Below are 23,730 nucleotides of genomic sequence, written 5' to 3'. Positions count from 1 at the left end.
ATTTATGCAAGAGGTCTAATATCGTTCTCTTGGTCGGGAGAACATTCCAATCCCTTGCAGATGAGGTCGAGGGCGGTTTTTGTCTTGTCGAAACTGTCCCCCTTGGGAAAATGCCGCCGTCCGTAACTCTCAAAGCGTTCGTTGATCGCGTCGGGAATCCTCACCCCGATGGATTTCGATCTCATGGTTCCACAATCCGTTAAACATTGTTTGACATTACCATTTGACGGTGATGATAGAATAGAAATAAAAATGACTGAAAATCTGATCGTCGTTACCTCATAGCCTGGAAAGAAAAAGGAGCTTAAAAGGGGAGAGAAACATCCAGCCGGACTCGCATTAAAACTGCTGTCTCTGGTGCAGAAAAAAGGTCTAAATGCGATTAATTAAGGGAAAAATTGCAGTTATTTACCTTTATTTGACCGATAACTGAATTAAATAAGTATTTAAGGTTAATTTTCTAACTTTATCGGACAAGAAGATCATGGATATCGAAATTCCCCGCAAGATCGCTGAAAGCTTCGGACTTGACGAGAATTCAATCGTTGAACTCACAGAGAAGCCATGCAATCCAACACTCGATCGATTGTTGGCCAGCATCCCAGAAGACTTTCAGTATCCAGAAGACATACTCGATTTTGTTGAAAGCGGGCCGGGTGGTAAGGAGATGATATGACAGGATGAGGTGATCGGACGTTCATTTTGTCAAACGTCTGAAGTCTCACGGCAACTGTGTGGTCGCAACCTTAAGCATGATTATCGGGTGAGGACTATTTTTTCGATAGAAAACCGACGGACACCCCGAAATGGAGATTACCGATGCCCAATCCCCAACCCGCTCCCGATAGGGGTTCACCTTTAAGAGAAATGGATATGACCCCACCAGATAACAATCCCGTGATCTGACAGATGAGAAACCAATGTAACAGACGACGGCGTTCTCGATTGATCGCACCCTGTAGGATCAAGGTTAGGTCATCTGTTCTGGTTCCTTCTTGGTACGTTGGATCAGCTTCTTTGCGATTAATTCCGGGGACTGTTTAAGAGAATCGAGGGACTCCTCGACCACGCGACCAGATTTTTCTACCTGTGACGTTAGACCGGGGACGCTGAAATTGCGTTCTTTCATGTAGTTGACGGTCAGGTAGTTGAAAGCGACGAGATTCTGGGCGGCGGCAAACTGGGCGGCCTCATCCACACGACGAAAATTATCCTCTTGAATGTCTTCTAAGGGATTGGTATCAACGAAGATTTCTTCGGCATCGACGGAATCGTTTATTACTTTTTCACTCTCTCGCTGAACTAATCCCGTCTGCACGTTAGTTACGGGGGAATTTTTCTCGGTTTCGGTCTGGTTATCAGCGATTTCGGGGGTAGCACTCGGAAAACCTTCGAGAGTACCCCATTTCCGATAGTGGGTGTTTAGGTCATCGAATATTTTAATCTGTTCATCACTGTAGTAGCTGTTTCGGCCGTGTTTCTCGGCCTCCATGGCGTAACCCAAGCGGATCAGGTGCTGACGGCGTTCGTAAAACTGGGTTTTTCCTATTCGGTAGCGATCGGGTAACGAGGCGGCTTGTTGCATAATTTTTCATCTCCGAGGGGTTAAGAATAAAAAATAAATACCGAATCGAGGGGACAAAAAGCTGAAACAGTGGATAAGTATGCGGAACCAACGGATAAATCTAGTATAGTCCCTAAAAAAAAGGCTTCAATTGGAACCAAAAGAATTTCGGAAGTTATCGTCGGTTTGGTTCGGGGATTAAAAAGGCACTCAGGTGGTTTACTTGTGACCGATTTCGGTGAGAAATCGATCGAGCGGGTAATCCAAAGCGTCGAGAATCGCTCGGAGGGTAGCCGTGCCGACACTCTTGGCCGTCTGACTTTCTCCCGTTATTGCCTTGAAACCAGTCTCCAACTTTTGGATGTGCTGGGGGGAGATGTCCCGACCGGCATCCCTGATCTTATTTACCAACTTGTTTCGAGATAGTCCCTGTCCCTCCCGAATCTCCTTTAACTTCAATCCCGCCTCCTCCGACCATGAGATAGTCTCGACCATCTCGACGGGAATCATCACCGCTTTCTTCTGTTTCACCACGTCCACAACCTCTCAGAAAAACTATTGTTATCGTCTATTCTATCACTTATAATATTAATATCACTGGTTGAAAAAAACAAACTTTGCGACTGTAAATAGTCAAGTAGTCGGGAGGTAATGGCGTGAACATCTGGTCTCGCTCTCCGCAAATCTGGACAGCCTACGGGTTAGAGTGGCGTTTTGAGTACAATTCTTTTAGTGCCAAGCGCACCGTCAGTGCGAACGGTTTTGTCCTCGATATTCCCGTTAAGGCCACCACCAAGTTCGCCTCGCCCCGGGTGTGGCTGGATGATTGGGCTAAAAAGAACCGTAAACGGCTGCCACCCGAACCGGAAGGGGCGGTCAACTTGGAACTGGATCTGTTTCCCCCGCAATCAGTACGGGTAGAATTGGTAGATGACCTGACACCAGAAGAGGAACGTCAACGTCTGTTCTGGGAACGCAAGGTAGAAAGGGCTTTCTATGAGGCGGGAACAGCCTTGAAGGAACTGCGGGATAGACGACTGTACCGTTCTACCCACAAGACTTTTGAGGAGTACGTTCAAGACCGATTCGGGATGAAACAGTCGCGCTCGTACCAACTGATCGAGGCTACCGGTGTGGTTGACAATCTTTTAGCAAAAGTTCCACCATTGGTGGAACTTTTGGGTGACTCTAGTGATAAAGTTCCACCATTGGTGGAAGTTCTACCGACGAATGAAAGACAAGTGCGCCCTTTGATCCAACTGGAACCAGACCAACAGAGAGAAGTGTGGCAGCAGGCGGTAGAAGCTGCTGGTGGTAAAGTGCCGTCTGGTCGCATCGTCAAGGATATCGTACAGCGCATCCTGGAGCGAACCAAAATTCCCATACCCTACCGGGTCGGTGATGTTTGCGAAATCCTGATCAAAGATAACCCCGAACTGAGAGGATTGGGTGGTTGTTGGTGTATCGTGATCGAGGTGAGAGAATTTTCCTGTCTGGTGCGGACTTGGAACGGTGAATATACCGTTAGAGAGGAGAATTTAAGGGATTTGCAGTATTCCCCCGACCACCGGCAAAATATGCAACGACTGAGCGATCGTCTGGTTGAACTCCGGTCGTTAGGGAAAGAGGAGACGGTGAGGGCTATTCTAGAAACGTTGGGTTCTTTGAAACGTCCCTACCTGAACCCTTGGGAAGAAAAGTTATTGGAGTTCTTAGAGGGATGTAATGCCCGTTGATACAGAAGAAGATGAGCAAGCTTGGCATCGGGTTTCAGGGTTTACTAGGGATTTGAGAGTATGAGAAAAAGGCAAAGTTGGTCAACTTAACTTACTCCAAAAACTCTTTGGCAAAATTATCATTCCCCAAGAAGTTTATAATGAAGTCACTACGGTAAATCATCGGGATGCTTCGGTTGTTCCTGCGGCTCAATATAACCACCATTTTCAGTTAAACCCTGCCGGAGAGGGGGACAAGCGAGCTAGAAGGTAGATAAGGCAAGCGCTATCGCTCTTTGTCCTTTAATGTAATCCTTCAACCGATAGCGGCTAATTTGCATTAGCTCTTCTATATTTTTTTGGAACATTTGATGTAGCTGGAGCCAATGATAGAGATGTTGACCCACATAAAAACTGCTGTGTCTGCGTTGACCTTTATATCTTTTTTCAGGTCTTGTGACATATTTTTGGATTCCCATATCCTTAATTTTTTGGCTCTACCGAACCTGTCATGTAAAACTATCAACAACTCATGCTTAAAAAGCTTATATATTAAGGCTTTGAGTTTTTATTAAATTGATATTTATCAACTTTAGAGCCTTGCTGGGCAGAGAGGGAGCTTGAGGAATTTTCTACAGTGTAAGTTCGGAAGAACCTTAAAAATGCACCTAAAGCTTGACCGTTTAATCACAAAAAACAAGAGAGGAATTCGGATACAAATTTATAGCTGTATCATCGCTTATTTAATTTTGCATGGCAAAAGCTTATTAGATAAATTGCGCTATTTACAGAGTTTTATGTGTCAACATATCAGCTATGTACACTGGTTTAGGAAAATTGTCTATTCAATCTGAAAAATGGCGTTCTGGGGTTGTCATGTTCTTAAATGTAAAGTTTTGTTACGAGATTCAACATTTCTGGCTCCCAATATTCATAATCTTTTTCATTTTCTCCTCTTTTCGGTTCGGGATAATGAGACATAATTTAACTCCTCTTGTTTACGAGATCATCAAATTGGTTATTAGTTTAGAGCGTGTTTAAAAGTGATCCGCTTAACTTAAAACGTTGTGTTTCCATCTAAATCAACAAGAATATAATCGATATTGATCTGCAAGTTCAAAGTCAACTTTAAAGGACTAGCCAAATATGACCTAATCGTGCATTATCTCCTGTCTTTTTGCTATAAAAATTTACGCCTCACTATTAACATAAATTTTATAACATAAACGGTAACACAAATGCTAAAATTCCTATGCCTACTACAGCTAGAATAGCTAGAAAAGGTGAAATGACTATACACATGATATACAAAAACAAAATGAACCCTATGGCCTTTGCAATGCTCAATAGCGGATTTGGGTCAGCGATCATTTCTAAAAAATCTGCTCTTCGCTCTTGGTCAAATATAGATACGGAAAGCATAGCAAAAAAAACTACATGGCCGAGAAAAAGACTTAATTTCTGAAACCAAGGACGAGCGGAAATTTCTCTAACCCCTTGAATCGCTTCGATATCGGCTTGTCGCTCTTTTTTATCCCATTCTCGTTTATCTCTAAGATAGTCTTCACGATATTGGTAGTTTCCTGGATTTGGCTTTGGAGAGTAGTCTGACATATTTTGTCCTTGTCCTGTTTCAAGATTTATATTTTTGGGTTAATTGATCGCCTGAAAGAGAGAAAATACTTTAGAACCAAGTTGTATTTCTATAGAATAAATAGGTTTCACCAAAAGCCCTGATTAAAACTTTTTCTTCCCGACAAGCTCGAAAAAACTGCACGGGCAAAATAACAATTAAGAGCGACGCAATCCAAGAAGTTTTAAAGTAGAAAGCGAAACCTAATACAATTACAGAGGAAAATATGTAAATGGGATGGCGTATTCGTGAATAAATTCCCGTAGTAACAAGTTTTTTAGCCTGAGCAGTTACAGAAAAAGAATTTCCCAATTGCAAGCGAGCGACTGTAAGAAGAACCAAGAAAACGATGACTAATGCCCCACCGAGGAATCGCCATCTATCCCAAGGAGGCCGAGCAAAAGTTAGCAAAAGTATTGGAATATATACTGCTGGAATGTAAGTGGCAAAAGCGGCTAGTGTACAGGGTAATCGCATATTGAATAGACCTCGACATAACACTAACTCAAGACTACAAATCTTTCTAGGTAATGATTTTAATTGTCCCATGTTTTTTCAATTTAGAAACGATAGATACAAATTTCACCCATTGAACTGTTTAGTTAGTACACAGCCCCAAAGCAAGCTATGAGCCGGTGATAATTTTTGGAGATGTCTAATAACTAGCAGCAACAATCATCATATCCCCAAGGAAAACCTTCACCATAATTCCTATTATTCTCACTCAAACATTCAAAAACTCTAACATTTCCATCTTGAAGAAGACCGACTTCTGGTCCCCACTTATATCCTAGCCAAAACTTAATCAATACAACATCCGAACAGGAAAGTATGATGTCTTGACTGATTGATTCCATAAATTTGGGGGAATTGCCAACATTGTTTAATCCTGGTTCACCGACTGTTATTTGTACTATCTTATTTCTGGTTGCTTTCCAAGGATTGTTTCGTCCATTATATTGAATCCACGTGAATTCATTTGATGAATTTAGAGTCTCTATACTAAATTCAGATGGTGCTTTCCCACCATTAACATCTTGTTGCCAACTCCATGCCTTAGCTTTCTTCAATTTAGCTTGCGTTCTATCTAAAGAAGCTTGACACTTAGCAGAAACGGGCAATCTATTAGCCAAAGAAGGCGTTGTAAAGATAGTCCCCTCGGTTAGAGCCAAACAGCTAAGAAAAGCGATAAGTTGCGAGTAAATTTTCATTGAATGCTTTCTACTAATTAATACCAACAAACCAAAAGGAATTAGTTTCTTCTGAACATCCCCTAATTTTATTCGTGACGACTACCATCAGGCATAATTGTATTTTCTAAATGAGCGCCTCTGAAGTCTGCACCTGTAGTGTTAGCACTACTTAAATTTGCACCACTTAAACTTGCACCCCGAAAGTCAACATTGGTTAAATTGGCTCCTCGAAAATCACACATACTTACGTCGGCATCTATAAACTTAGCTCCTGTCAAATCTGCCGAACTAAAATTTAGGGCATCCCGAATTTTGACTCCCGTAAAATCGGCATTGACTAACTTTGCGCCGACTAATTTTACGCTGGCAAAATTAGCATTGATTAAGATTGCGCCTGTGAGATTTGCCATACTCAGGTCTGCATCCTGGAGGAAAATATTACTTAAATTTGCCCCACGTAAATCGCATCTGGGACAGTTTCCGGTTTTTTTCAATCGTTCCACATGAGAAGGATTTGCGGAATTTACAGCACCGTTTTGGACAATAGCAACGGTCACTACACAAGCAGCCAATAATGGATAAATTAATTTCGTGGATAACATAGGTCAAAAAACTCCAATAATATCTAACTCAAACTATGTAAAAAGCGAAGCATTGTTGACTTTGCTTTGTCTATTCGACTAATCAGAAAATTGGGTAGGTATTTGATTTCCAAATCCAGATTTTACGGAATTTCGGCCTTTCAATCTCCTCTACGACTGCCATCAGGCATGATAGTATTTCTAAATTTTGCACCTCGGAAATCTGCACCTGTAGTGTCAGAACCACTTAAATTTGCAGCAGTTAAATTTGCACCTCGAAAGTCAACATTGGTTAAATTGGCTCCTCGAAAATCACAAAGCAGTAGATCAGCATCTATAAACTTGGCTCCTGACAAATCTGCCGAATTGAAATTTGCATCCCGTACATCTGCCCCTCTTAAATCAGCATTAACTAATTTCGTACTGACTAATGTTGCATCACGCAAATTAGAATTACTCAAGTTTGTGCCTGTTAGATTTGCTAAACTTAGTTTTACGTCCGAAAGTTGTGCATCACTTAAATTTGCCCCCGAAAAGTTAGCTCTAGATGATGTTGCATGCCTTAAATCTGCCCCGCGCAAATCGGCATTGACTAACTTCGCACCGACTAAGTTTGCCCCACCCAAGTAAGCATTAGTTAAATTCGCTCCTGAAAGATCAGCCCAGCCCAACTTAGCATAAGATAATTTGGCCCCGCGCAAATCGCATTTGGGGCATTTGTTGGTCTTTATCAATCGCTCCAAATGAGCAGGATTTGCAGCATTGACCAAGCTGTTGGGGGCAGTAGCAACGATTACTACACAAGTAGCCAATAACGGATAAATTAATTTCGTGAGTAACATAGGTCAAAAAAACAATAAACTCGGATAAAAAAGAACTCAAACTATATAAGAAGCCAAGCACTGTTGACAATTTTCGTCTATTCGACTAAGCGGGAAATCGGTTAGGGGTTTAGATTTCAAATCCATATTTTACGGAATGTCGTTGTTTTAATCTCATTTACGGCTACCGTCGGGCATAATTGTATCATCAAAGTTTGCTCCTCGGAAGTCGGCACCTGTAGTGTCAGAACCACTTAAATTTGCCCTCCATAAATTTGCACCTCTAAAATCAGCATTAGTCAAATTTGCTCCTCGAAAATCACACATACTTACGTCGGCATCTACAAATTTGGCATTAGTCAAATTAGCCGAGCTAAAGTTTACCGAACTGGAGAACGGTTCCCATCCCCTTTGACTTTTTTTAATTCCTGATAGATTTGCCCCTGATAGGTTTGCAGTTACCAGTTTTGCCCCTCCTAAGTCAGCATTAGTCAAATTTGCTCCTGATAAATTTGCCCCACTAAGTGAAGCTCCCTTAAGTGAGGCATTACTCAAGTTTGCATCTGAAAGATCAGCCCCACTTAACTTTGCGCCAGTTAAATCCGCCCCGCGCAAATCGCATTTAGGACATTTGTTGGTCTTTTTCAATCGCTCCAAATGAGCGGGAATTTCAGCATTGACCAAGCTGTTGGGGGCAATAGCAATGACCACTACACAAGTAGCCAATAACGGATAAATTAATTTCGTAAGTAACATAGGTCAAAAAAACAATAAACTCGGATAAAAGAGAACTCAAACTATATAAGAAGCCAAGCACTGTTGACAATTTTCGTCTATTCGACTAAGCGGGAAATCGGTTAGGGGTTTAGATTTCAAATCCATATTTTACGGAATTTCATTTTATAGATATCACCTCCGGCTACCATCAGGCATAATTGTATCATCAAATTTGGCTCCTCGGAAGTCGGCACCTGTGGTATTAGAACCACTTAAATTTGCCCTCCATAAATTTGCACCTCTAAAATCAGTATTAGTTAAATTTGCTTCTCGGAAATCACACGTACTTACGTCGGCATCTACAAATTTGGCATTAGTCAAATTAGCATAGCTAAAGTTTACCCCATTAGATCCCGAACCCTTATGGCCCCTTGTCATTCCTGATAGATTTGCCCCGGATAAGTTTGCCGTTACGAGTTTTGCCCCTGCTAAGTCCGCATTAGTCAAATTTGCCCCTGATAAATTTGCCGCACTCAGTGAGGCTACCGTAAGTATAGCATTACTCAAGTTTGCCCCTGACAGATCAGCCCCACTTAACTTTGCGCCAGTTAAATCCGCCCCGCGTAAATCGCATTTAGGACATTTGTTAGTCTTTCTCAATCGCTCTAAATGAGCAGGAATTTCAGAGCGTACAATATCTGCTGGGATAATAGAAACCCAAAGTAAAAAAGTAGCCAATAAAGGGTAAGTCAATTTTGTATATAGCATAGGTCAGAGAAAAAAGAGATAGGTTACTTAAGATACTCTAAAAATAGAGTTTTTTTGCTGGTATCAACGGTCTGATTAAGTCGAGGTACTACCAATTTAGCAAGTTTCGGATTATGGTGAGCAAATAATAGGATCATTTGTTTGTCCTTAAGCAATTCAACGAGAGATTGGTCGTCCTGTGCTGCGGATTGCGTTTTGTCAATACCTTGCCAACGGGAGGCAACCTGAATAAAATCGTACACCCTTTTTCCCTTACCAAGTCCTTTTGCTTCCCCAAACCAAGGAATCAATCCACCGTAACGTTCCCAATCCTCAAGGCGTTCTTCGAGACCGCAGCTCCTTCCAGTGGTAAACTCCCAAATATCAATTACCCAGCCCAAACCAACAACCCCTGTAGTTGTACATAATGCGAGTTTAGCTTTGATGGTTTCGGCAGACTGGTAAATTTCGGACTTAACCATTTTAATTTCTTGGTTAATTGAGAAAAGCCAGTTATTGGCGACTTTTGCAAAAGAATGGTTGGGATAATTCTGTCGTAAAGTCTGAAGAAATGACTTAGATTCAGGATAAGAAATTGTGTTGTAGTAAGCCTGTGAACAATTTATGTAAACTACAGGCATCAAAGCTGGCAATTTCGCAATATTAGGAATATCTTGAAATGTTGAAGCATGAGAACAAATGTTCGAGTTTTTGACCAGCGCTATCTGGACATTTCGAGATAAAGGATGCCTCGGTGCAACAGCAAGGAAACGGCGACGTTGGGCTAGTGCTTGTGGAGATTGGCCTTGTTTATCGTAGAATTTTGCACAAGAATCATGAAAGTAAGGTAAATTTACCTGAATATTAGGTATTGCTCCACCATTTATTAATTTGTCCAAGCCGTCACAAGATTCGCTCCCAGCCAATTTGGCCACACCGTAGGTTGAAAATAACCCAGTGATTGAGCGACTCATTGCTTGCGTTAACTCATCTTTATCATGTTGCTCATTAAAAAGATACCGGCTAAACAAGGCTTTTGATAAATTTTTCTGTTGCTCTGCCTGTTTTGCTTGCTGATTGGCGGTCATAAACGAAGAACAAGTTGCCATCTTTCGTTGAGCGAGGTCTGTCAGACCATCAAAGTTATTGAAAGGAAACGAGGCTGTTTCCTCTACCCGAGTAAAATCAGCTGTTGCCTCTGGACAATTAACGGATTGATAAGCCATTTGTCCCTTTTCAAAATATTCATGGCGATAGGCTAAGGTTTCTTGAGCTTTGTTGATGGCAAAAGTCGAAGCGGTGACAGTAATCGCAACAACGCTACTACCAACGAGAAGAGTCTGTGTTGAACTACCCATTTTATCTCCTAAGCTACTGTTGTGCAAGACTTTATGGCTAGATTAAGGAATCTAATAAAACTTTAATATCTGCTGCTCTAAGTATTTGCCAACCAAGGTTGGAGATTTTAGAGAGAAAAGTTATGTTATATTTGATTCTGTGACGGCTTTTCTGACTTCAGTAGCGAAAATGTATAGCAGAATATGGTTCGTTAATGCTTAAAGCCTTGTTAAAAGACCTAAGTGTGTTTTTGACCATATATTCAGGAGAGCCTTTGCGATAAATTCTTAATTAGCTTATGAACAAAATGGAGACGCAAAAATGTGATCTTTGTCGAGGGGGGTTTTGTACTCTTTGTCCCCAGACTAAAAAAGATTGGGATTTAGATAGATTATTTGAGGATCTGAAATGTGTACTTATTCTTCAAGATAAGTATGAATCTATTGATAAGGTTCCTAATGAAGCCTGGAAGTCCGCTCAAAGAGGAAATAAAACACTAAAACCAAAGGAAAAATGTTGGTTATGTTTACTATTACAAGGCTATGATGTAAAACAGATAGAAAGCTATTTATGTTTAACTAATATTAAAGGAGACCTGTCTAAAAGTATTTACAAATGGACAAGTTTTCTGGCTTCTGGCAAACAAATAGGTGATTGGGCGCGAGTTCCTATCTACCTTGAGCATCATGTTAACTCAGCCTACACTTGGAATTATAGAAAAAATACTTATCCCTCAGTTAAAAATGAAGAGATAGGGATTAATATTAAGCTGAGTAAGACAGATAAAAATTCAATCAATCATTCCATAATAGTTGAAGCATTCAGGCTTCTTAAAGTTGATATTAAGGAGGAAAATATACAAATAATAGGGTAAGATAATAATATCTTAGTTAAATTTATTGGGATTATTTTCTCAAGACTAAGTAATAAATGATTTCTGAAAATCATTAAATTCACAAATATTCAACAGGTAAAATTGAGGAGCAAATCATGACTGATCAGACTGGCACACAAAATCAAAATACTATAATTCAACTGAAGGGTAATTATCAAATATTTGATCGGTTATGCGAACTATTTGAGTCTGGAGAATTAGAAAAAGCACTCGGTATTTCTATTTTAGAATTAGAAGCCTTTAGTCTAAAAAAAATTATAGTGTTAGAAGAAGCTAAATCAAACGCTAAAATTTTAGATATATCTAAAAATACAATAACGATTCAAGAATCTGCTGTTAGAGAAACATCAACCACTATTGAATCTATAAAAAGTGATATAGTTTCCCTATTGAGTTTCTGGCAAAATTGTCTTGAGAATCAAGGATTTAAAACGGCAACACTTGGGAAATCAATTAGTCGAAAAAAAGTAATTGAATTAGACCAACATCTACTCGAATTAATTTTAACGATTGACGAAATTAATAACAAAGAAATTCGCATCTATTTGAAAGTTAGACCTCAAAATGGTAAAGGTTATTTGCCTGAAAACCTAATTGTTTCTGTTTTCGATGAAGAAGGAGAATTTTTTCCCCCTCAAAGAACTAATGATCAAACTAATATTCTTGATCTTACGATAGCACATAGTTTTGTTTGTAAAAGCAATGATTCTTTTAAAATTAGTTTTACTCTCAATGAAATTACGATAGTAGAAAGCTTTCCAGGATAGAAAAGAGATTGCTATGTCAAAAAAAATTTATTTTAAAATTGGTTCCTGTCTTCAATTGCCAAACCGAATGGCAGTTCTACCCGTCACTTTGACTATCTCTGACTCTAAAGGACGTTTGGAAGAAAGAAGCTCCTATCTTTCAATTATGCCAGAGCAACTTAGTCAGACATTTAATATCTGGAAAAATTACATCATTCCAGACTCTCCCCGACGACCTAAAATAAAATCTCTTTCTGAGCAACTATTAAGTACCGATGGTAATATTAGTTTACAGAAACTGGCTGAAAATTTAAAAACAGAAATGAATCAATGGTTAACAGATACTCAAAGTTGGATTAACGAAAGGGGTGAAGTTGACTCAAAAATTCAAAATACCTTAGAAAAATACGCAAATTCACAAGAAGAAATTCAACTTTTTATACAAACTGAAGATCGAATATTAAGAGGATTTCCTTGGCAAGAATGGGAATTTTTGTATCCTTTATTTCGTCTGCACAAAAATACAGAGTTATCTGTGAGCGCAACGGATTTCGCACGTCCCGAACAAAAACAAACCATTAACCGCTTAGATACAAGAGTTCGGATTTTAGCTATTTTCGCAGATAACGAATTAGATGAAAATAATGAATATAAGCAAGAAAAAGAATCTCTTGATCGATTAAAAAAATATGGTGCTTTTATTCAGACACTTTACCAGCCGAATTACTCAAAATTAATTGAAGCACTAGAAGAACCAGCCGGTTGGCATATCTTCTTTTTTGCGGGTCATAGTCATAGTAATCCAGACGGTAGAATTGGCTGGCTACAAATTAGTTGGCTAGATGATAATCAAAAACTTCAAACAAAAGAAATTGAGATTAATGAATTAACCAAATGGATGCAAAAATTGATTAATGACAAACTACAACTGGCAATTTTTAACTCCTGTGACGGTTTAGGATTAGCCAATCAATTAACTTCTCTGAATCTTCCTTACTGTATCGTAATGCGGGAAAGAGTTGATTCTTTCTTTGCAGGTACATTACTTAATCATTTGCTAAAGGCTTTTGTTGAAAAGGAAAAATCTATATTTGCATCCATGCGTTATGCTCGTGAACAACTCTTATTGGAATATGATAAGGGAGCTAAACCATCAGGAAAAAGTTGGCTACCCGTTATTGTCGCTAATCCAGAAGCCTTTGATTTAACTTGGGATAGTTTGTTTATAGAACGTCGCTTTAGTTCCAAAATTGAATTAATTTTATTAGTTATTTTAATGGTTATAGTAGTTGGATTACCATTAAGTATTTTAGGAGAATTTGGCAGTCTTAATACTTTGCAGTTTTATGCACAGCTTTATCCTCATATCATTGTTTATCCCTCATTATTTTTGCCTTTGTCACTATTCTCTCTTTATAGAGCTTTTAGCTTAATACTAAAAAAAACAGGCATAATTTTGATAATTACTACTCTTATTGCATTTACATCTGTAATCGCTATTTTTACGGAATTAAATTCTGATCCTTTATTCTTATTTGAAATTAAACCCGATAGCAGTATTATTCTTGAAATACAGGAATTAAATGCAATTCTAATCAGTAAAAATATTAATAAGTATCAACTTCCTCCTCAATGGTTAAATGAAATTAATTTAAAAGAGAAAGTTAATCTTGATAAACAATATATCGAAGCTTTTATTAAGGGAATTATTCAGCGTCCTGAAAAAAATAATGAAGCTAATGGAATTTTTTTGAGTATTGCCCATAGTCATCAACTTTGGTCAAAGCATTACTCTATAAGTCGCTTTTTTTATTTGTTCAATTACTGGGCAATTTTTTTCTGTGCTTTTGAATTGACAGCTTTTTTGTCGGAAAATATTTTTAATGACAACTCTGTATTTAACATTGATAAGTATCTCAAATATATTTTGTTGTGTGATATCGGATTACTTCTCTGGATACCTTTTGATAATTATTATACCAAACAAGTTAAAAGTTTATTATTTCAAACAGATAACTTAGAAACCAATCTCAGAATTTTTGTTTATTTATTTATTGCTTTTCTTCTATTAATGACTATTGTTTTTATAATCAAAAATCCTAGAATTAAAATATGGAATCACAAAGCAAGTTTAGCTTTTCTTTTTATTTCCATTTTCGTTTTCTCAATTTCAATAAATCAATTTATTTTGTCAAAAATAAACCAATCCTTCGGTATTGCTAGTAAAAGTCTCTTTGTTACTTGGACAGGTGGGTTTTTCTTTTTGATGCTCGTCATATATCCTATTATCATTTTCTTGATTGAAGGGAAACAATTAGAAAAAAAACTTGTAAGCTTTAAAAAACTTATTAATTTCTTACGCTCATGAAACTCTTATCATCATCACAAATAACAACTTCTGTAGTGATCTCTTTTCTCTATATCCTACCTGTTGTTTTAATTCTAACAAAGGTTATTTCCTTTAGTGATCGCTTTTTAGTATTAACCATCACAGGAGCTTTGATTATCGGTCTAGCGATGCTCAACGAGATTGCTCCAGCAGATTTAGGCTTTAATCATCAAAATTTATTACCAGCGATTAAAGATATTTTACCCGTAACCATAATATCTTCCGTTTTAATGATTGTTTTTTATCTTAATCATGGAATGCGAATTGATAACACTGGTATTCCTTGGTATTTCTATGTATTTTACATTTCACTTTCATCTCCACTACAAGAATTTTTATACCGTTCCTACCTTTTTAATCGACTTGCTCAAATTCAACTTAATCAAGGTTCTATCATTATCATCACTGCTATTCTTTATAGTTTTGCTCATAGCATTTATCAAGACCTGCTAACAGTTTTATTAAGTTTAATTATCGGTTTATATTGGGCATATCACTATAATCGCTTTAAGAATTTTTATAGTATTACTCTTAGCCATACAATTCTTGGTATTATCGCAATTCTTACAGGCAGTGTATAACCGAATTACTCATGCAATATAAAAACACTAGCCATACTATAAGTTAAAAGATTGACCATAGATTTTCCTCATCTATTTGTTAAAAGGCAATTATAAAGACTAAATTTTGGGAATTACATAAGCTTTAATTCTATAGCTATTACGACTTCCTTTTGGACTAAACCAATTGCCAGTTGCACCAAATTGGAAGACTTCTCCCTTATCAAATTTATAAGTAAGAGATGTCCCCGAATCAGGTGAAATATCATAAGCACCAGCTAAACTTTGTTGTGGTCTGCCCGCAATAGGAATGACTGCATCCTCTGCAAATAAATCAAAAGAGGCTTGGCTTTGACCAGAGCCAACCTGAATATCTATTCTTAAAGTTCCACCTGTAATAAAATTAGTTGTATCTATGCGAATAATTTTATAATTTTGATTACCATGTCCTGGTGCGACAAGTTGACCTTCGTATTCTGCATATTTTTTGTTTCTAGTTAACACTAATTTAGGTTCTTCTAAGATTTGCTTATCATCACTATTCTTCAAAATAGGACTGGCAATAAATAATTGTCCTAACATTGGTTTGTAAGCAATTAAATTTAATAAATTTAAACAAAGAAAACAGTTAAGTAAATTTACTATCTTTTTAAGAGATGTCATAGCTTTTATAACGGTTCAGAAGGGTCAAGGGTATGATAGCATAAACGCTATAAATAAGAAGCACCTAGCGGATATCAGTGTAAACATTTCAACGGATTACAAAATTGACCTATTGTCAATAGCGTTTGAGATTTGGTCACACTGATTTTGTATAAAACCGTTGTTCGGTAAGAATTCGAGATATTTGTGCTAGTTAATAAGTAGTCTTTGTTCATACTTTAGTGAAAAATAATTCCAGGATAATTTTTGATAATTAACAAATTAGCGCGTGTATAGTCTCCATTCGCATAATACACTTGTAGTTTGGCTCTGACCTCTGGTGAAAACTTAAGAGCTATTCTTGCCCCTTCTTTATCTTCTGCTGTAGATCGTGGGTTATTTTGTACGAAAGTCCAATAGTCAAATTCTGCCTTAGCAACTAATAAATTTGCTTGACTATTAATTGGTTGTTTCATTAATTCTTGAATATCTGAACGCTGAAAAAAAGCACCAATTTCTGCGCTATATTTATTTGCAAATGCTCCATATCCACCTAAAAATTCGTTTCCATAGTACAGAGCTTCAATTGCCTTATATACACCGTAGCCAACAGTACCAGGTTTAAACTCTTTAGTTGCTTGAAGCGCTCCCAATCTATCAGTCCTTGACATTATTTCAGGGGGAGATAAAATACTTGCAGTAATTGCTTGATGACCGTTTGCTTCAGGAATACCAATTAATTGAGATATTATATTCCTTAATTCTCCTGCCGTAGGTAATGAAGAAACAGAATTATCATTTACGGTCAGCAGTTTAAATGAATTTATATCGGTATTCATTGCAAATAGACGATGGGAAGTAACCTTTTTAGATTGTTTGTTTGTCCTAAGAATTCTAACTTGTATAATTCCATCATTCATCGCTCCTTGTGGAGCAATTAACCGTAGGTACAGTTGCTCATTTACTTGGCTCCAAGGTGTACTTTCAATGCCTCCCATTAAATTAAGATTTTGTTGAATAACAAAAGAATTAGCAAGTGTGGAATAATCTAGTCTTGTATTGATAACCTGCTCTCGTGCGCGGAGTAAAGCCTTCACAAGAGTTCCTATCTCTCCCAAATTACTTAGAAACTTATCCAAAGATGGTAAAGAGAATTGACGAGAAAGATTATCATAAAAATTTATTGTATTAGTCATAAAACTATCATTCATATTTTGGCGATATTCAGGAATTAACTGATCGACTAATATTTGAGAAGATTCAGGTAATTTATGGTAAGAAACTCCTGTTTGAATGCTCCAAGATAATTTCTGAATATCTTGAACTGGCACTTCGCTTAAACTGGCACGCTTATACAATGCACTTAGTGCTTGTGACATTTTGCCATTAATTTTTGCAAGGCGATAACGATTTCCAGAGCCATTGAAAGTATAAACATGAGTACAATAAAAATGTGCAGGAATTTGATAGTCTCCAGACTGAATAAAATGAGAGTCTTTAAAGTGATTTAAATATAATTTAGATGGTAAAAATGCTTCGCCAAAGAGAGAATATGTAACAGGATACAGTTTATGTTCTGTTCCTGATATAGGAATTTCGTTACTGAGAAAAGAACGGAATTGTTGCAATATAATTGAAGAAGCACCTTGTTCTATAGTATTTTGTATTTGCGTTGGAAGAGAAGGAGTATCTACACAAAAACCAAAGATGCAAATTGCCACGGTCTTTTTAGTTGTTTTTGATAAATTTGGAGTTATTCGATTGTCGATATTAGTAGCCATTACTGCACTGTTTTGACTAATAATTCCAGATATAGCAATTCCAAAGGTAATTAAAATACCTGTAAATAAATTAGTTGTAAAATTTAGTCTTATCTTGACATTGCTCATTTTGATTATTGATTTTAATTGAAAGTAGTTAATGTTGTTATGTGCCGCTCATACGACTATAAATAAGTCTCTAAGTCCAGAATAAAATCTCGAATGATTTCTGACCTATTTTTTAGCGACGTAAGTGTCAATCTTATTTTTCTGCAAAGATTTTTTAGCGTGAAATTATCGTCCATACCAAACCTATTATGAAAAAAACTTAAGTTTACTTGTAAAACAGTTTAATGTTGGCTACTCTAAATATTTGCCAACCAAGGTTGGAGATTTTAAGTACCTAAGCAAAATTAATTACACATTGCGATAAAGCTTTTGCTTCTTGCTTCTTGCCTATCTTCACTAGGAAATTTATTTTGCACGACTACTTAGAGAGAAAAGTTATGGGAAGCATCTCATTACTTGACTTCCCCTGTATAAACATACTAGCTATCGCTAAAAGTCTTAGAGAGCCTGAGTTAAAGCGATATAATACTGATGAACTATTAGACACAAAATCCTGAAGTCTTTACGCTGATAGGGTTTGAGGCAAAATTTTTCAAATTTGACCTTTAGACCATTATAGCTTGTTTCGGGTCAGAAAACCAGTAAAAACATGGCTACAGAGGTATCCCTTACTCTAAAGATTAATTGCCATCAGGTTAGCGATCGCTATACAGCGAACTTTAGGGAATCGCTCTACTCCAGATACAGCCATGTTCAAGCGAAAAATGTACCCAGTGACGGCTTGTCAATTTTTTCTGAGAAGCTGCATGCAGTAAGGGTTTTGTTAATTTTTTAACCTCAGTTCGGGATAAGCTAAAACCCTGATACTACCGTAGCCTGAAACTCCTATTCTTTCGTGGAAGCTATGGCAAAATTCCCTTAAACCGAACTGGCGTTAAACCACAATCGGACGAAAAAGGGTCTTATGTTGGACTTAACATGGCTTGTAGTTTATCTATTTGCTCCTGTAAGTCTGATTGGTAATTAAAACTAAAAACTTTATAACGGGCGTGCCATTTTAGATTCTCTCGTTTGACGCGATCTTGTTCCTGTTGATCGCGATGATCGTGAACCGAGCCATCGCAGAAAATTGCAATTTTAAGATTCTCGTAGATGAAATCAGGTTTGCAGTCCGCATCGGGGATATATACTCCCGCCCGATCTGGCAGTGGCAGGCCCTGCTCATAAATAGCCTTTAACACGACTTTCTCGTATTCCGAATTGGGATCGCTTTGTTGGAGAAGGATTTGATAGGATTGTTCCCGATCGCCCTCTTGGGAGAAGGATAACCGACTTCCGGCAAGCTGTTCTAGAAAATCTTTAATCAAATGTCGATTTAGATAGGGATGGTCAAACTGATTTTGATAGGATAACAAGCACTCGTAACAGGCTTGAGCGCAATCGGGCTTATCCTGCTTAAAATGGCATATATCAAGGGCTTGTTGGGCTAAATTCTGGAAAGATGTGGGATTATCGAGAATTTGAGCTAAGACTCCCGCTCCTCCCTCGGCAGACTCCCAAAAGAGAATGTATCCTCCCTCGCCCAATTTTTCCGAGGCTAATTCTTCGGCCTCCAATTTGTAATGAGCTTGTATCGCTCTCGCTAAAGCGTGTTGAAAGGTGATTAGGAATTCCGGAGCGAGATCGGCCTTACCCCAACAGGGTTCGACGACGAGAATATTACGGGTATCTTCTACCATCAGGCTAATGCCCGCTTGCGAGTTACTGGATGGGTTATCTTGTTTCGCATCTAACCATTCTCCCTTCGCGGTATCCAATCTAAATCCTCGCTCTTGATTAAATCGTAAACCTCGATTAATTCGTCGGATACTGGCGGTTTCCCCGTAGGAAATTTTTAGAAGTTCCGTACTGTCCGCCGCGGTTACTAGAGCTTTACGACGTTTATGGGAGTCGTAGCGAAAATGGGTGGTCAGAATATAGCCGTACTTGAGTCTGTCTTCCTCGTCACAGGTGATCCGTTCCCTTCTACGGGTAATCATCGTATCGAGTACGAGAACATGGTAGAGCCGATCTTGGAGCCTAGCACCGCAGTTTTCACAGGTATCTCGATTCGCTTCCGTATCGGCATGGAAATAACCGCATCGAGAACAAGCCGAAATTCGGCGGAACTGCTGTTCTCCTTGAGGCGAAATTCTCGTTCTCGCGATCTGGAATTTACTGCCCTCGTAATAAATGATATTTCTGGGAGCTAGTTCTCGAATAGCGACGGCACGAGGGCGGGAGATAAATTCTCCCTTGTTCCCTGCGGGAATAAAACCACGCACGGGGAGACGGGGGAAATTAAATCCAGGTAAAAATCCCTCGCTGGCAAAATAACGGTAGGGATAAAATTCAAACTCGCTTTGAGAACGCCCTTTCCTGTCCGATCCTACCAATAAGTCCCGTTGACGCTTGGCATCTTCTTCTGAAACATTCGCTTTCTTTTTCTCCTCGTCGGTCACTCCACCTCTAACGGCTCGATCGATAGTCTCGCGGGCTTTTTGTAACTGCTCGGTCGCTTCTCGGTACAACCTACGCCAGCGATTGCAAGTATTGTGGAACTCGTCAGAGGCATTTTCTAGAGTCTGTTTCAGCCAGTCTGCACTGTACCAGTTTGTTTGAGCGAGATCCCCCTGACAATAAACATCACCGAGAATCGTGCGAGCATCATCCCAACACAGGTTGAGTTTATTGGAAGATAACTTTAACTGTTGCCAGATACCGTCTTTAATCGGGTATCCGTCTTTCTCTAAGTCGAGGATTTGATTCATCGAGTTACCTAGATCGACCCCCGTGTAGGAAAGCCAGAGCGAATAAAGATGGGATTTAACCAGATCGGGGTTAGCTAGTTCCAATTTCGGGGGAACAACAACCCCCGACACCATTTGTGCCTGTCGATTATAAAAATATTGATCGTGACCGTTTCCGTAGGCCGCATAAGTGATAACGAGGGCTTCCTGTCCGCCCCGACCGGCCCGTCCACTTCTTTGAGCGTAATTTGCGGGCGAGGGAGGGACGTTGCGTAGATGGACGATACTTAAATCGGAAATGTCGATCCCTAACTCCATTGTTGGTGAGCAAAATAAAGCCGCTAGTTCCCCTTTCCGAAACTTCTCCTCTCGTTCTTGGCGTTTGTCGTTGGCAACCTGTCCAGTATGTTCCCGCCCTTCCATTTTGCGGATCGTCGTGGCCTGTCGATCATAAAAGTTCTGAAAGTAAGCGTTCACTTCCCGCTCTTCGAGAAGGCTATCCCGGAGTTTCCGAACGGTGGGATCGAGTTTTACCCGATCGACTTTCTGCGCTTTCCATACCATCGAATCCACCCGTAGCTGAATTTCCGTTCCCTCTCGCTTGAGATACCCGGAATCCGCTAGAGCATTGATTAAAGATACAATTAAGCTTTCATATTCGGCTTCCGTAACCTTGTGTCCCCATAATTGCTCCGATCGCAAATACTTCCCGACTTTACTTTTCGCGGTTAACTTCACCGTGGCTCCCGATCGAGGATTGTTAAGGTGAGAAGCTTTTGTTGCGGGAGGAAGGTATTCATGATCATCGAATTTCCAAGCCTGGTTAAGAGCTTGATTTACTCGTCTCTGTAACTCGTTGAGACGATTTGACTGAAGTAAGTCTGCGTCTAGGGCTAAATTTTTCCGTAAATGATCCAGTAAAAAGCTGGCCGCTTTTAAACGTTGCTCTGGAGTTGCCGAGACGAGAACGGGATGAGGGTATTTTTGCCAGGGAGCGAGATTTTGACAGTTGTTTTCTAAATCCGGGTACTCGATCGCCAGTAAACCGGATTGTTCTAAATTCGGTTGGACAATGCGCCAGCCCCGTTTTAAATCGTCGTAGAGGCGATACTGAATCAGATCCTCAAAAGCCTTCTCGTTGCGAGTTTTGCCGGTACCGAAGGTGACAGGTTGTTCAGCGTATTGTTCTTGAGTTAGCCCCATCGCGTTCACTACTTTTGCCGCTAATTCCGCGTGGGTTAGATATCCGTGGTTTTGCAAAGCTCTATTTAAACTGCCCCGTAAAAAGGAAGTTTGCACGAAATCGTTAAAATGACCTGCTTGTAAGGAAGCGTCCTGACGATTATCGGTGAAGCTAAGGATTTTCGCCGCAGTTTCTTGAATATTCAGATTCAGCTTTAAGCGGTTGACGGTGGAGAGACAGAGTAGAGTGGTGGCGGTACTACGCCCCTCACTACTAAGACGGGATAGTTTGCGGTATTCGGTAGTCTTGCGATCATACACAACACCGCAGTTCAAGCAAGTTAAAAAGGGTTTAGGAATAAACCAACAACGAACGGGTTGAATCGGATCGTCGGTGCTAAACGCTCCCGTGACGATCCTGCCATCCGGATAAACATACAGTTCTCGCGGGATAAACTTAGCGAAATCTTTTTTGACTTTCCGTCCGCTTTTATTTAAGTTAAACCAAGTATCTGGTAAGCGTTCCTCGTCATTGATGTCCCATAGATCGGGTTCGTCGAGAGTTAAATATCCCTCGGTAATATCCTCGTCGTTTTCCTCGTCGATCGCCGTGGGAATTAGAGGCGTAATCTGGTACTTTTCGGAATCGTAGCGAACCACATAATAGTCGTGACCGCATTCTCGGCAGAACACGATCGGAAAGAGCAATCGATCACGAGTAGTTCGATACTGCCCTTCTAGGGTTAATTCCCGTCGTTCGTGGGGTTCGATGGTCGCATAGACACTGCCACCTTGGGAAATAAACTGATGTAGGCGGAAGGGAAGACCTCTGACCTCTCTGGAATTCTTCGTTTTACTAGCGTTTAACCGACCGCTCCAGAGTAACATCTCCCGTAATCGATCGAGACAGACACCGGTATCGATCTTGGTTAACTTGGCTAACTGGTCAGCTGCTTCCTTAAGAGATATGGGGGTACGGCGTTTTAAATAGCCATCTTCCTCCTCTAATCCCAAATTCATCTCGATCCATGCGACGAGCGGATGCTGTTGGAAAGCTTCGTCGGTTTGTTCTTCTTCGGGGGAGACTTCTTGCTGTAGAGACTGTTGTAGTTCGGCTACCGTTGGATCGGGGCGGGAAATAGCGCGTTCCAGGGTTTCATCGATCACTCGATCGGGGGAGATCTCGACACCGAAAAGTTTACTGGCGACTTCGGCGACGGTTCGCTTCCGATCGGCCCGATCGCCCTCGGTGGACATGGTGGCCGATGTGCCGATACAGACTAAGGACTTATCGCATCGCCTTTTGAGTTTTCGGATTACTAGGGCTACATCCGCGCCCTGACGACCGCGATAGGTATGCAGTTCGTCGAGTACCAAGAATTTCAGGTCGGGCGAAGCTACCAGTTTATCCTCGTGGACGCGGGTAAGCATCAACTCCAACATCACATAGTTCGTCAGGAGGATATGGGGCGGATTGTTCTGTATCTCGGCTTTTTCCGTTAAAGATTCTTGTCCCGTATATTTAGCTACTTTAATCGGGCTATCGGGGATATTCTCTAGAAATTTCTTGAATTCTTCCTCTTGAGAGTTTATGAGCGCGTTCATCGGATAGACCAAAATAGCTCTAACTCCCTGTAATGTCGGGTTTTCGAGGATGTCGTTAATGATCGGGACTACATAGGTCAAGCTTTTTCCCGACCCGGTTCCCGTGGTGACGACGTAGGGTAAATTCTGGCGGGCTAGTTGAAAGGCGGTTTCTTGATGCTCGAAAAAGGTGAAGTTCGGGAAGTAGCGATCGCAGTCCTGATGGAGTATCCCGCGTCCGATCAGCTGGCCGACGGTCGCGCCACGTTTGTAAGGGGGATTGAGTTGGACGAGGGGATCTTTCCAGAGTTGTCCCCGGTCTAATTCCCTATTGACGAACTCTTTTATCCGTTTGTCCTTAATACTCAGAAAGCTCTCGATGTATCCCCGGTAATCCTCGACAATTTCATCTCGGAGGGTAAAAATATCGAATTTTCGGGGGCTATCCCCTTCGGGTTCGGATGATTCCCGCGGTTCGGGGGTAAGAGATTCCCCGCCGTGTTTTTGATCGATATAGGCGATCAGTCGATCGGCTAGAGACTCACTTACGGTTGACTCGTCAAAGACTCTCTCGGCTAGGTCGGAGAAACTCCAATCCGCGGGAATATTGGAGAAAAGGGCTTCGATTTGTTCGTCAGTGAGGGTATCCACCCCGTTTGCATTGAGCTTTTGGGGAAGCATTCCCATTCCGATAAAAGTGCTGGTAGCGGTTATGGCGGGAATTCCACCGGCGAGGAGGTCTTTGAGAATCATGGGTATTTCGTGGATGAGTCCTTTCTCTTAAAATGCCCGGCTCGATAAAGAG

Annotated in this window: 21 protein-coding genes and 1 pseudogene; 7 read left to right on the top strand and 15 right to left on the bottom strand. The window is 40.0% G+C overall.

The annotated features are described in order from the left end of the window. Positions 1 to 2: 2 nt before the first annotated feature. Positions 3 to 185 carry a hypothetical protein gene (locus tag myaer_RS21235; protein WP_149039036.1) on the bottom strand — a complete coding sequence of 61 codons (183 nt, stop codon included), beginning with the start codon at positions 183 to 185 and terminating at the stop codon, positions 3 to 5. Positions 186 to 484: 299 nt separating this feature from the next. Here myaer_RS21235 and myaer_RS17680 point away from each other — a divergent pair, with 299 nt between their 5' ends. Next, complete coding sequence (locus myaer_RS17680) at positions 485 to 676, top strand: hypothetical protein (protein WP_046663036.1); 192 nt, start codon at positions 485 to 487, stop codon at positions 674 to 676. A 94-nt stretch (positions 677 to 770) separates the two neighbouring features. Here myaer_RS17680 and myaer_RS17675 read toward each other — a convergent pair whose 3' ends face one another. The 3 genes from myaer_RS17675 to myaer_RS17665 all read right to left on the bottom strand — a co-directional run bounded on the left by myaer_RS17675 (position 771) and on the right by myaer_RS17665 (position 2,104). Next, complete coding sequence (locus myaer_RS17675; protein WP_046663035.1) at positions 771 to 968, bottom strand: hypothetical protein; 198 nt, start codon at positions 966 to 968, stop codon at positions 771 to 773. A 2-nt stretch (positions 969 to 970) separates the two neighbouring features. Next, positions 971 to 1,585, bottom strand: a complete 615-nt coding sequence (locus myaer_RS17670; protein ID WP_046663034.1) for a hypothetical protein — start codon at positions 1,583 to 1,585, stop codon at positions 971 to 973. Positions 1,586 to 1,783: 198 nt separating this feature from the next. After that, a complete protein-coding gene (locus myaer_RS17665; RefSeq protein ID WP_046663033.1) occupies positions 1,784 to 2,104 on the bottom strand; it encodes a helix-turn-helix domain-containing protein in 321 nt (106 codons plus the stop codon). 116 nt (positions 2,105 to 2,220) lie between these two features. Between myaer_RS17665 and myaer_RS17660 the strand changes: the two genes are divergently transcribed. Both myaer_RS17660 and myaer_RS17645 read left to right on the top strand, forming a co-directional pair. Next, positions 2,221 to 3,300, top strand: a complete 1,080-nt coding sequence (locus myaer_RS17660; RefSeq protein WP_201262000.1) for a hypothetical protein — start codon at positions 2,221 to 2,223, stop codon at positions 3,298 to 3,300. A gap of 635 nt (positions 3,301 to 3,935) precedes the next feature. Next, positions 3,936 to 4,133: pseudogene (locus tag myaer_RS17645) on the top strand (IS4 family transposase); the annotation flags it as partial. Between the two features lie 361 nt (positions 4,134 to 4,494). Here the strand turns inward: myaer_RS17645 and myaer_RS17635 are convergent. From myaer_RS17635 to myaer_RS17600, 8 genes are all read right to left on the bottom strand, one after another. Continuing rightward, positions 4,495 to 4,893: a hypothetical protein gene (locus myaer_RS17635; protein ID WP_046663031.1), complete on the bottom strand. Its 399-nt coding sequence runs from the start codon at positions 4,891 to 4,893 to the stop codon at positions 4,495 to 4,497. Between the two features lie 70 nt (positions 4,894 to 4,963). Then, positions 4,964 to 5,389, bottom strand: coding sequence for a methyltransferase family protein (locus myaer_RS17630; protein WP_158524811.1), 426 nt, complete (start codon positions 5,387 to 5,389; stop codon positions 4,964 to 4,966). Between the two features lie 185 nt (positions 5,390 to 5,574). Beyond that, positions 5,575 to 6,123 carry a hypothetical protein gene (locus myaer_RS17625; RefSeq protein WP_046663030.1) on the bottom strand — a complete coding sequence of 183 codons (549 nt, stop codon included), beginning with the start codon at positions 6,121 to 6,123 and terminating at the stop codon, positions 5,575 to 5,577. Between the two features lie 68 nt (positions 6,124 to 6,191). Further along, positions 6,192 to 6,707 carry a pentapeptide repeat-containing protein gene (locus myaer_RS17620; RefSeq protein ID WP_052734197.1) on the bottom strand — a complete coding sequence of 172 codons (516 nt, stop codon included), beginning with the start codon at positions 6,705 to 6,707 and terminating at the stop codon, positions 6,192 to 6,194. 140 nt (positions 6,708 to 6,847) lie between these two features. Then, positions 6,848 to 7,528, bottom strand: coding sequence for a pentapeptide repeat-containing protein (locus tag myaer_RS17615; protein WP_046663029.1), 681 nt, complete (start codon positions 7,526 to 7,528; stop codon positions 6,848 to 6,850). Between the two features lie 153 nt (positions 7,529 to 7,681). Further along, on the bottom strand, positions 7,682 to 8,263 hold the full coding sequence (locus myaer_RS17610; RefSeq protein ID WP_046663028.1) for a pentapeptide repeat-containing protein: 582 nt from the start codon (positions 8,261 to 8,263) through the stop codon (positions 7,682 to 7,684). Between the two features lie 153 nt (positions 8,264 to 8,416). Further along, positions 8,417 to 8,992, bottom strand: coding sequence for a pentapeptide repeat-containing protein (locus myaer_RS17605; RefSeq protein ID WP_052734194.1), 576 nt, complete (start codon positions 8,990 to 8,992; stop codon positions 8,417 to 8,419). A 23-nt stretch (positions 8,993 to 9,015) separates the two neighbouring features. Continuing rightward, entirely contained in the window at positions 9,016 to 10,329 is a 1,314-nt protein-coding gene (locus myaer_RS17600; protein WP_046663027.1) for a tetratricopeptide repeat protein, read from the bottom strand. Positions 10,330 to 10,607: 278 nt separating this feature from the next. Between myaer_RS17600 and myaer_RS17595 the strand changes: the two genes are divergently transcribed. The 4 genes from myaer_RS17595 (at position 10,608) to myaer_RS17580 (ending at position 14,920) form a co-directional block, all read left to right on the top strand. Then, positions 10,608 to 11,183 carry a hypothetical protein gene (locus myaer_RS17595; protein ID WP_046663026.1) on the top strand — a complete coding sequence of 192 codons (576 nt, stop codon included), beginning with the start codon at positions 10,608 to 10,610 and terminating at the stop codon, positions 11,181 to 11,183. Positions 11,184 to 11,299: 116 nt separating this feature from the next. Then, positions 11,300 to 11,971, top strand: coding sequence for a DUF1822 family protein (locus myaer_RS17590; protein ID WP_046663025.1), 672 nt, complete (start codon positions 11,300 to 11,302; stop codon positions 11,969 to 11,971). A gap of 13 nt (positions 11,972 to 11,984) precedes the next feature. Then, positions 11,985 to 14,318 carry a hypothetical protein gene (locus myaer_RS17585; RefSeq protein ID WP_004269043.1) on the top strand — a complete coding sequence of 778 codons (2,334 nt, stop codon included), beginning with the start codon at positions 11,985 to 11,987 and terminating at the stop codon, positions 14,316 to 14,318. Beyond that, complete coding sequence (locus tag myaer_RS17580; RefSeq protein ID WP_046663024.1) at positions 14,315 to 14,920, top strand: CPBP family intramembrane glutamic endopeptidase; 606 nt, start codon at positions 14,315 to 14,317, stop codon at positions 14,918 to 14,920. Before myaer_RS17585 ends, myaer_RS17580 begins: the two co-directional genes overlap by 4 nt. Positions 14,921 to 15,019: 99 nt before the next feature. On the opposite strand, the gene myaer_RS17575 is transcribed toward myaer_RS17580, so the two are convergent. The 3 genes from myaer_RS17575 to myaer_RS17555 all read right to left on the bottom strand — a co-directional run bounded on the left by myaer_RS17575 (position 15,020) and on the right by myaer_RS17555 (position 23,678). Continuing rightward, entirely contained in the window at positions 15,020 to 15,562 is a 543-nt protein-coding gene (locus myaer_RS17575; RefSeq protein ID WP_004269039.1) for a hypothetical protein, read from the bottom strand. 218 nt (positions 15,563 to 15,780) lie between these two features. Further along, positions 15,781 to 17,430, bottom strand: coding sequence for a hypothetical protein (locus myaer_RS17570; RefSeq protein ID WP_046663023.1), 1,650 nt, complete (start codon positions 17,428 to 17,430; stop codon positions 15,781 to 15,783). A 902-nt stretch (positions 17,431 to 18,332) separates the two neighbouring features. Continuing rightward, on the bottom strand, positions 18,333 to 23,678 hold the full coding sequence (locus myaer_RS17555; RefSeq protein ID WP_046663022.1) for a DEAD/DEAH box helicase: 5,346 nt from the start codon (positions 23,676 to 23,678) through the stop codon (positions 18,333 to 18,335). Positions 23,679 to 23,730 lie beyond the last annotated feature (52 nt).

The organism is Microcystis aeruginosa NIES-2549 (assembly GCF_000981785.2).
GTDB lineage: Bacteria > Cyanobacteriota > Cyanobacteriia > Cyanobacteriales > Microcystaceae > Microcystis > Microcystis aeruginosa_C.
Note: the sequence above shows the minus strand (reverse complement) of the source record. Positions and strands in the feature narration are given on the sequence as shown.